This is a genomic window from Cupriavidus necator N-1 (assembly GCF_000219215.1).
In the GTDB taxonomy this organism is placed as follows: Bacteria; Pseudomonadota; Gammaproteobacteria; order Burkholderiales; family Burkholderiaceae; genus Cupriavidus; species Cupriavidus necator.
Genome location: NC_015726.1, coordinates 3,768,406 through 3,777,645, shown reverse-complemented (window position 1 = coordinate 3,777,645; position 9,240 = coordinate 3,768,406). Strand labels below are relative to the sequence as shown.

The window sequence follows — 9,240 nt, the reverse complement described above, 5'->3', positions numbered from 1 at the left end:
GCACCGCCGGTGCCCGACCGGCCAACAGGAGCCCTCGATGACCGCGAACGCCATTTCCACTCCATTCCGCCAGCTGGGCAAGACCGGTCCCAGCGTCTATCCGCTCGGCCTCGGCTGCATGGGCATGAGCGACTTCTATGGCGCGCATGACGACGCCGAGTCGATCCGCACCATCCATCACGCGCTGGAACGCGGCATCAACCTGCTCGACACCGCCGATATCTACGGCCCGCACACCAACGAGGCACTGGTGGGCCGCGCCATCGCCGGGCGGCGTGGCCAGGTCGTGCTGGCGACCAAGTTCGGCCTGGTGCGCGACCCGGCCAACCCGGCCACGCGCGGTGTCAATGGCCGCCCCGACTATGTGCGTGCCAGCTGCGAGGCTAGCCTGAAGCGGCTGGGCACGGACCATATCGACCTGTACTACCAGCATCGCGTGGATCCGGCGGTGCCGGTCGAAGAGACCGTGGGGGCCATGGCGGACCTGGTGAAGGCCGGCAAGGTACGCTGGCTGGGATTGTCCGAAGCCAGTGCCGCCACGCTTGAACGCGCCCACCAGGTGCACCCGATTACGGCGCTGCAGAGCGAGTATTCGCTGTGGACCCGCGACGCGGACGAGGACGGCATCCTTGCGGCCTGCGAGCGCCTGGGCATCGGCTTCGTGCCATACAGCCCGCTGGGCCGCGGCTTCCTGACCGGTGCGATCCGCAGCCCGGAGGATTTCGACGAGGACGACTTCCGCCGTACCAACCCGCGCTTCATGGGCGAGAATTTCGCGCGCAACCTGACGCTGGTCGACAAAGTGCGCGCGCTGGCCGCGGACAAGGGCTGCACGCCGGCGCAGCTGGCGCTGGCCTGGGTGCTGGCGCGCGGGCCGCAGGTGGTGCCGATTCCCGGCACGCGCCGCATCGCCAACCTGGACGACAACCTCGGTGCGCTGGCAGTGCGGCTGGATGCGCAGGACCTGGCCGGCATCGACGCCGTATTCCCGGCCGGCGCAGCGGCGGGTACGCGCTATGCCGCACAGGTGATGGCGTTGCTGGCGCGCTGAAGCGCATGGCCGGGCATGCGCAATAATGGCGCTTCGCAACATCTTGCCGGAGCCAGAGCATGTCCCTCGTCCCCCTCGATGCCGCCAGCACGGCGGCGCGCCTGCCGTATCCCGAACTGGCGCAGGCCATCGCCGACATGCTGGCCGAGCTGCGCGACGGCACCGCCATGGCGCCGCCGCGCATTGCGCTGCCGGTGGGCGATGCGCAAGGTGGCGAAGGCACGCTGCTGGTGATGCCCGCGCGCAACCGCAGCCTGGTGATGACCAAGAACATCACCGTCCATCCCGGCAACCCGCAGCGCGGGCTGCCCAATATCCTCGGCGAGGTGGTGGTGGCCGACGCGCACACCGGCCAGCGCATCGCCATGCTCGACGGCCCCACGGTGACGGGACGGCGCACCGCGGCCGTGTCGCTGCTGGCGGCGCAGTGTTTTGCCGCGCGCACGGACGGCGAGCTGCTGGTCGTCGGTGCCGGGGTGCAGGCATTGACGCACCTGGAGGCCTTCGTGGCCGGGCTGGGCGTGCGCAAGGTGTGGCTGCATTCGCGCACGCGCGACAAGGCCGAGGCGCTGGCTGCGCACGCGCGCACGCTGGGCGTGGAAGCACAGGTGGCCGAGTCGGCCGCGGCGGTATTGCCGCGTGTATCGATGGTGGTCACGGTCACGTCCAGCCGCAGCCCGGTGGTGCCGGACCTGGACAGCGGCCTCTGGCGCGACGATCACTTCATTGCCGCAGTCGGTGCGTTCCGGCCGGACATGTGCGAACTGCCGCCGGCGCTATGCCACGTGGCCGCGGATAGCGGCCGGCTGCTGGCCGATACCCTGTTCGGTATCGAGGACGAGGCCGGCGACCTGCTGCAGGCCGGCATCGACTGGGCCGACGTGCAGCCTTTCGAGACCGCGATCCTGCGGGCCGATGCCATCCGTGCGCGGGCTGGCAGCCCGCTGGTGTTCAAGAGCGTGGGCTACGCGCTGTGGGACCTGGCCGCTTGCGTGCTGGCCAGCCGCGGATGATTACTCGCCGCCGTCCCTGGCGCGCAGCCAGGCGCTGAACAGCTCGCGCGCCGGTGCCAGGAAGCCGGCGATCGGTTCGCTGCGGTCGCTGGCATACCAGTGGCAGTAGCAGCCGTGGATGGTCGCCACCATCAGGCGCGCCATCGGCGCGGGCAGCGGGCGCCCGGGTGAGGACAGCGCATCGACCAGGTCCTGCATATGCGCGTCCCAGCTGCGGCGGATCTCCTCGCGCACGCTGGGCGGTACGCTGCCTGAGAACAGCAGGGCCAGCACGACACCCTTGGCTTCCGGATTGGCCGTGAAATAGTCGGCCACCCGGTCGAAGGCGTTTTCCAGCCGCCGCGCCGCGGTCTTGCCCCGGTGCGGCTCTGCGCCCAGCCCCTCGCCGATATCCCGGAACAAGCTGGTTGCGGCTTCCGCCAGCAGCATTTCCTTGCTGCCGAAATGCCACAGCAGGCTGCTCTTGGCCACGCCGGCCTCGGCGGAGATCTGGTCGAGGGTCACCTCGGCGTAGCCGTGCGCGCTGATCAGCCCGCGCGTCACAGCAATGACGCGTTCGCGGGTTTCCAGACCGCGGCGGTTCTTGGTGACGGAGGCTGGAGGCTTTTGTGCGGCCGGGCGGGTCGGTGGCATGGGCGGGGGCGAAAGACAGGTGGTGCCGGCGGCAAATCAGGAATATTCGGGCCGGATGCCTATTTGACAGCGGCCGGGGTCTGCCAGCAAACTCCAGTATTGTACTGAACGTTCAGCACAATTACAGAAGCATTGCAGGCCGGATACGGACATCCGGCCCAGGATTTCCAGGAGACCAGGATGTCGTACCCGACTGCCATTGCCGCAGCCGCCGCCGCCGCGCTGGCTGCAGCCGCCATGAGCTTTGCCGGCACCGCCGGCGCCGCACCTGCCCCGGCCACCGCGGGCAATCCCGCCACCGATGCTACCGCGCATGCCAATGCGGCCGTGCTGCAGCAACTGCCGTTCCAGGACCGGCGTGACTTCGAGGCCGCGCGCCGTGGTTTTATCGGCACGCTGGACAACACCGAGATCCGCGACGCCAAGGGCAATGTGGTGTGGGCGCTGGATCCCTACGGCTTCCTCAAGCAAGACCGGGCGCCGGCCACCGTGAACCCCAGCCTGTGGCGCCAGGCGCAGCTGAACATGCACAACGGGCTGTTCCAGGTGACGGATCGGATCTACCAGATCCGTGGCTTCGATATTGCCAACATGACGATCATCGAGGGCGATACCGGCCTGATCGTGATCGATCCGCTGACCGCGATGGAGACCTCTCGCGCCGGGCTCGACCTGTACTTCAAGCACCGGCCCAGGAAGCCCGTGGTCGCGGTGATCTATACGCACAGCCACGGCGACCACTTCGGCGGGGTCAAGGGTGTCGTCAGCGAAGACGACGTCAAGGCCGGGCGGGTCAAGGTGGTGGCCCCGGAAGGCTTCATGGAAGAGGCTGTCAGCGAGAACGTCTTCGCCGGCAACGCCATGAGCCGCCGCGCGCAGTACATGTATGGCTTCAACCTGCCGCGCTCGGCCACCGGGCAGGTGGATGCGGGGCTGGGCAAGGGGGTGGCGCACGGCACGGTGACGCTGATCCCGCCGACGGACCTGATCCACAAGACCGGTGACACGCGCACCATCGACGGCGTGCAGATCGAATTCCTGATGGCGCCGGGCACCGAGGCCCCGGCCGAGATGCTGATGTACTTCCCGCAGTGGAGGGCACTATGTGCCGCCGAGGACGCCACCCACAACCTGCACAACCTGTACACCATCCGCGGCGCCCAGGTGCGCGACGCCAACCAGTGGTGGCGCGCGCTGGACGAGACCATCGACCGCTTCGGCGGCCGCGCCGAGGTCCTGTTCGCCCAGCACCACTGGCCTACCTGGGGCCGCCAGGACATCGTCACCTACCTGGGCAAGCAGCGCGACGGCTACAAGTACATCCACGACCAGTCGCTGCGGCTGGCCAACATGGGCTACGTGCCGGCCGAGATCGCCGAGCGCGTGAAGCTGCCACCGTCGCTGGCGGCCGAATGGCATCTGCGCGATTACTACGGCACCGTCAGCCACAACGCCAAGGCGGTGTACCAGCGCTACCTCGGCTGGTATGACGCCAACCCTGCCAACCTGAACCCGCTGCCGCCGGAAGAGGCTGGCAAGCGCTACGTCGAATTCATGGGCGGCGCGGCGCGCGTGCTGGAGCAGGCGCGCGCGGCGTACGCGCGTGGCGAATACCGCTGGGTGGCCGAGGTGGTCAAGCACGTGGTCTTTGCCGATCCGTCCAACCAGGCTGCCCGCCAGCTGGAAGCCGACGCGCTGGAGCAACTCGGCTACCAGGCCGAATCCTCGACCTGGCGCAATGCCTACCTGACCGGTGCCGCCGAACTGCGCAGTGGCCCGCCCCCGGCCGGCCGCCGCGCCGGCAGCCCGGACGTGCTGCGCGCCATGACCGACACCATGTTCCTGGATTTCCTGGCGATCAGCCTGAACGGCGACCGCGCTGCGGGCAAGACGCTGGCGCTGAACTGGGTACAGCCGGACACCGGCAAGCGCTTTGCGCTGACGGTGGAGAACGGCGTGTTCCGCTACAAGCCCGACGCGCAGCACGCGTCCCCGCAGGCCACGCTGACCATGCCGCGCGCCGTGCTGATGGGGGTGCTGGCCGGCCAGACCACGCTGCAGACCGAGACTCAGGCGGGCCGCGCCCGCGTGGACGGCGACCCGCAGGCGCTGGCGGCGTGGACGGTGCTGATGGACAAGTCCGAGCCGAACTTCAGCATCGTGACGCCCTGACGGCATCGGGGTGGGGCTGGCAGGCAGCTTCTGTTGCGCGCCAGCCCCATAAAACCTCGCTTATTCGAGGGTTTCTTCCGGCGCGTGAACATAAACCGTTGCGCCGATGCTGCGGCAAAGAGTCTTGTGAGCCATTTCCGTCCGGATTTTTTAGTGGTTAACCCTCCCTTTAGGGGGCGTCCTCTACGAATCAGTGTCATCGGTGAAACAGTCGTGCGCCGGCTGGCCGGATAATGCACACGGCAGTAACCGAATGAGGAGTAAGAGGACTATGAAATTCACCTATAAGAAGATGCTGGCGGCAGGCGCTGTCATGGCGCTGGCCGGAGCCGCACACGCGCAATCGGCCGGCAGCAATATCGTCAGCCTGGGCTGGTTCCGCGTGATGCCGAACAGCTCCGCCGACCCGCTGACCGTCGACAGCATCAACGGCCGCCCGGTCGGCATGACCCGGCCGAACACCGGCGCGGAGATCGAGTCCGCCGACACGCTGGGACTGGCCTTCTCGCACTACTTCACCGACAACATCTCCGGCGAAATCATCGCGGGCATTCCGCCCAAGCACGACGTCAAGGGCACCGGCAACTATGCGCAGTATGGCAAGCTCGGTTCGGTCAAGCAGTGGAGCCCGGCGGTGCTGGTCAAGTACCACTTCTTCGATGCCAAGACCAAGTTCCGTCCCTATGTCGGCATCGGCGTGAACTACACGTGGTTCACCGACGAGACCATCAGCAACCAGAACTTCGTGAACCGCGAGTTCGCGCCGGGTGCGCGCATGACCGCCAGCGCCAAGGCGTCGTGGAACCCGGTGTTCAACATTGGCGCCAACTACGCCATCAACGACAACTGGTTTGTCGGCCTGTCGGTATCGTACGTGCCGCTGTCGACCCGCGCGTCCTTCACCACCCAGGCGGGCCCGGTGACGATCCAGTCGCACACCAAGATCAAGATCGATCCGGTGGTGACGTTCCTGAACGTGGGCTACCGCTTCTGAGCGCGGCACACTGACAGCAGAAAGGGCACCCGGGGGTGCCCTTTCTTATTGGCGCGGCTGCGGTGGCCAGCTTATGCCACCGACTTGACCGGATAGCCAGCCTCTTCGATGGCATCGCGCAGGGCCTCGGCGTCGGCACCGCTCTCGACGCGCACGGCTTGGGCGGGCACATCCGCGCTGACACGCGCGGCCGGGTCGACCGCCTGCACGGCACGCGTGATGGCGCCGACGCAGTGGTTGCATGACATGCCTTCGACCTGGAACTGGATCATGATGGGACTCTCCTGGACAGGATGGAAAAGGCGGCAGGGTGCCGCGACAGACATAGTTTGAACCTTCCCATGGTGGGAAGCGCAAGAGGAATTTGTTGGCGCCAATGTGACGGTAACACCCTGCGCATTCGGCCTTGACCTTCCAATGATGGTAAGGTCCATGATGCTGACATCGACACTGTGGATGACTCAGAACCATGCCAAATTCCAGCGCTGTGCTCGCGTCACAACCTGTCCGGCCGGCCGACGAAATGCCCGAATGGCGGCTGCCGGTCGACGGCATGACCTGCGCCTCGTGCGTGCGCCGCGTGGAGAACGCATTGGCGCGTGTGCCGGGCGTGCGCGACGTGGCCGTCAACCTGGCCACGGAAGCCGCGACGCTGCGCGCCGACTCGGGCGCGGTGCTGCCGGCCGCCGCCCGTGCCGTGGCCGATGCCGGCTACACGGTGCCGCAGGACACCATCGAACTGAATATTGCCGACATGACCTGCGCCTCGTGCGTGACCCGGGTCGAAAAGGCGCTGCGCGCCGTGCCGGGCGTGATGGACGCACAAGTCAACCTGGCAACCGAGCGCGCCAGCGTCACCCTGCTGCGCGGCGCGGTGGATGCCGCGGCGCTGGTGGCCGCGGTAGCGCGCGCCGGCTATGGCGCGACGCCGGTGGCCGATGCCGCATCGCAGGCGCCGCAGGCCGGGCAGGGCACTGCCTTCTGGGACGGCCCCTGGCCGGTGGCGTTCTCGGCGGCGCTGTCGCTGCCGCTGGTGGCGCCCATGGTGCTGGAATGGTTTGGCGTGCACTGGATGCTGCCGGCATGGGTGCAGTGGCTGCTGGCCACCCCGGTGCAGTTCGTGTTCGGCTGGCGCTTTTACAAGGCTGGCTGGAAGGCGGTGCGCGCCGGCGCCGGCAATATGGACCTGCTGGTGGCGCTGGGCACGACGGCGGCCTATGGGCTGTCGCTATGGCTGATGTGGCGCACGCCGGCCGACGCCATGCCGCACCTGTACTTCGAAAGCGCGGCAGTGGTGATCACCCTGGTGCGCCTGGGCAAGTGGCTGGAGACCCGCGCCAAGCGCCAGACTGCCGATGCCATCCGCGCGCTCGCGGCGCTGCGTCCCGATACCGCCCGCGTGCGCCGCGGCGGCGTGGAGCAGAGCGTGCCGCTGGCGGCAGTGCGCGTGGGCGATGAGGTGGTAGTGCGCCCCGGCGAGCGCATCCCGGTGGACGCCGAGGTGATCGAAGGCAGCAGCCACGCGGACGAATCGATGCTGACCGGTGAAAGCGTGCCGGTGCCGAAGAAGCCCGGCGACCGCATCACCGGCGGTGCCATCAATTTCGAAGGGCTGCTGGTTGCGCGCACCGAGGCGGTAGGCGCCGAGACCGTGCTGGCACGCATCATCCGCATGGTCGAGCACGCACAGGCGGCCAAGGCGCCGATCCAGCGCATGGTCGACCAGGTCAGCGCGGTGTTCGTGCCGGTGGTGCTGGGCATTGCACTGGTGACGGTGCTGGGCTGGGGCCTCTTTGCCGGCGACTGGGAAACCGCATTGCTCAACGCCGTGGCGGTGCTGGTGATCGCCTGCCCGTGCGCGCTGGGCCTGGCCACGCCCACGGCGATCATGGCCGGTACCGGCGCCGGCGCACGCGCCGGCATCTTGATCAAGGACGCCGAGGCGCTGGAGGTGGCGCACCGCGTCAGCGTGGTGGCATTCGACAAGACCGGCACGCTCACGGTCGGCAAGCCGGAAGTGGTGGCGCTGCATGCGGCCGATCCCACCGATGCCGATGCTAGCGCGCTGCTGGCGCGGCTGGCCGCGCTGCAGGCCGGCAGCGAGCATCCGCTGGCTCGCGCCGTGCTGGCCGCCGCGCAGGCGCGCGGCATTGCCGTGCCGCAGGCCACCGAGGTGCAGGCCCTGCCGGGCCGCGGCATTGCCGGCGTGGTGGACGGCCATGCGCTGCAGCTGGGCAGCGAGCGCCTGCGTGAAATGCTGGGCGCAGCGGCAGGCACGCTGGCAACGCTGGCGGACCAGTTGCGCGCGGACGGCCGCACCGTGTCGTGGCTGGTCGAGACCACGCCGCCGCGCGTGGCCGGGCTGGTCGCGTTCGGCGATGCCATCAAGCCGGGCGCGCCGGCGGCGATCGCACGGCTGCGCGCGGCCGGCGTGCGCACCGTGATGCTGACCGGCGACAACGCCGGCGCGGCGGCGCGCGTGGCGCAGGCGCTGGGGCTGGACGATGTGCAGGCTGAGGTGCTGCCCGAAGACAAGGCTGCCCGCGTGCAGGCCCTGGGGCGCGATGGCGCGGTGGTGGCGATGGTGGGCGACGGCATCAACGATGCGCCGGCGCTGGCGGCGGCGGACGTGGGCATTGCCATGTCGACCGGCACCGACGTGGCCATGCACGCCGCCGGCATCACGCTGATGCGCGGCGACCCGGCGCTGGTGGCCGATGCGCTGGCGGTCTCGCACCGCACCGTGCGCAAGATCCGGCAGAACCTGTTCTGGGCTTTTTTCTACAACGTGGTGGGCATTCCGCTGGCCGCGGCCGGGTTGCTGAACCCGGTGGTGGCGGGTGCGGCGATGGCGTTCTCCAGTGTCAGCGTGGTCAGCAATGCGCTGCTGCTGCGCCGCTGGCGTCCGCAGGCCGGGGCCGCCACGGCACAGGGAGGCGAGTGATGAATATCGGCGAAGCGGCGCAGGCGTCGGGCGTGTCGGCCAAGATGATCCGGCACTATGAATCGATCGGGCTGGTGGCGGCACCGCCGCGCACCGAGGGCGGCTACCGCCGCTATGACGAACGCGCGGTGCATACCTTGCGCTTCGTGCGGCGCGCCCGTAATCTGGGATTCTCGCTCGACGAGATCCGCAACCTGCTGTCGCTATGGCATGACCGCGGCCGCGCCAGCGCCGACGTCAAGGCACTGACGCTGCGGCATGTGGCCGACCTGGAGCTGCGCATCGCCGAACTGGCCGCCATGCGCGACACGCTGCGCGAGCTGGCGCAGCACTGCAGCGGCGATGACCGGCCGGATTGCCCGATCCTGGCCGATATGGCGCAGCCGGAAGCGCAGGGCAGGCTTGCCTGCCACAGTTGAGCGGGACAGACAGT

Annotated in this window: 8 protein-coding genes; 6 read left to right on the top strand and 2 right to left on the bottom strand. The window is 68.7% G+C overall.

Features of this window, described 5'->3' with window-relative positions; all coding sequences use genetic code 11:
- Positions 1-37 precede the first annotated feature (37 nt).
- Both CNE_RS17725 and CNE_RS17720 read left to right on the top strand, forming a co-directional pair.
- On the top strand, positions 38-1,051 hold the full coding sequence (locus CNE_RS17725) for an aldo/keto reductase (RefSeq protein ID WP_013958420.1): 1,014 nt from the start codon (positions 38-40) through the stop codon (positions 1,049-1,051).
- 59 nt (positions 1,052-1,110) lie between these two features.
- The gene (locus CNE_RS17720; protein WP_013958418.1) at positions 1,111-2,064 is read left to right on the top strand and encodes a delta(1)-pyrroline-2-carboxylate reductase family protein; all 954 of its coding nucleotides are present in this window, start codon (positions 1,111-1,113) and stop codon (positions 2,062-2,064) included.
- On the opposite strand, the gene CNE_RS17715 is transcribed toward CNE_RS17720, so the two are convergent.
- A complete protein-coding gene (locus CNE_RS17715) occupies positions 2,065-2,697 on the bottom strand; it encodes a TetR/AcrR family transcriptional regulator (protein ID WP_013958417.1) in 633 nt (210 codons plus the stop codon). It lies immediately after the preceding gene.
- A 180-nt stretch (positions 2,698-2,877) separates the two neighbouring features.
- Between CNE_RS17715 and CNE_RS17710 the strand changes: the two genes are divergently transcribed.
- Positions 2,878-4,869 (top strand): alkyl/aryl-sulfatase, encoded by a 1,992-nt coding sequence (locus CNE_RS17710; RefSeq protein WP_013958416.1) that lies wholly within the window; start codon positions 2,878-2,880, stop codon positions 4,867-4,869.
- A gap of 271 nt (positions 4,870-5,140) precedes the next feature.
- Positions 5,141-5,863: an OmpW/AlkL family protein gene (locus CNE_RS17705; RefSeq protein ID WP_013958415.1), complete on the top strand. Its 723-nt coding sequence runs from the start codon at positions 5,141-5,143 to the stop codon at positions 5,861-5,863.
- Between the two features lie 71 nt (positions 5,864-5,934).
- Here the strand turns inward: CNE_RS17705 and CNE_RS17700 are convergent, their stop codons facing one another.
- Entirely contained in the window at positions 5,935-6,135 is a 201-nt protein-coding gene (locus CNE_RS17700; RefSeq protein WP_041228245.1) for a heavy-metal-associated domain-containing protein, read from the bottom strand.
- Positions 6,136-6,332: 197 nt separating this feature from the next.
- Between CNE_RS17700 and CNE_RS17695 the strand changes: the two genes are divergently transcribed.
- Both CNE_RS17695 and cueR read left to right on the top strand, forming a co-directional pair.
- Positions 6,333-8,807, top strand: a complete 2,475-nt coding sequence (locus CNE_RS17695; RefSeq protein ID WP_013958413.1) for a heavy metal translocating P-type ATPase — start codon at positions 6,333-6,335, stop codon at positions 8,805-8,807.
- Positions 8,807-9,226 carry a Cu(I)-responsive transcriptional regulator gene (gene cueR / locus CNE_RS17690; protein ID WP_013958412.1) on the top strand — a complete coding sequence of 140 codons (420 nt, stop codon included), beginning with the start codon at positions 8,807-8,809 and terminating at the stop codon, positions 9,224-9,226. The genes CNE_RS17695 and cueR overlap by 1 nt, the downstream gene beginning before the upstream one ends.
- The last annotated feature ends 14 nt before the right edge of the window (positions 9,227-9,240 follow it).

Coding starts and splice junctions, on each gene's coding strand:
- CNE_RS17725 (WP_013958420.1), top strand. CDS start 38: ATGACCGCGAACGCCATTTCCACTCCATTCCGCCAGCTGGGCAAGACC.
- CNE_RS17720 (WP_013958418.1), top strand. CDS start 1,111: ATGTCCCTCGTCCCCCTCGATGCCGCCAGCACGGCGGCGCGCCTGCCG.
- CNE_RS17715 (WP_013958417.1), bottom strand. CDS start 2,697: ATGCCACCGACCCGCCCGGCCGCACAAAAGCCTCCAGCCTCCGTCACC.
- CNE_RS17710 (WP_013958416.1), top strand. CDS start 2,878: ATGTCGTACCCGACTGCCATTGCCGCAGCCGCCGCCGCCGCGCTGGCT.
- CNE_RS17705 (WP_013958415.1), top strand. CDS start 5,141: ATGAAATTCACCTATAAGAAGATGCTGGCGGCAGGCGCTGTCATGGCG.
- CNE_RS17700 (WP_041228245.1), bottom strand. CDS start 6,135: ATGATCCAGTTCCAGGTCGAAGGCATGTCATGCAACCACTGCGTCGGC.
- CNE_RS17695 (WP_013958413.1), top strand. CDS start 6,333: ATGCCAAATTCCAGCGCTGTGCTCGCGTCACAACCTGTCCGGCCGGCC.
- cueR (WP_013958412.1), top strand. CDS start 8,807: ATGAATATCGGCGAAGCGGCGCAGGCGTCGGGCGTGTCGGCCAAGATG.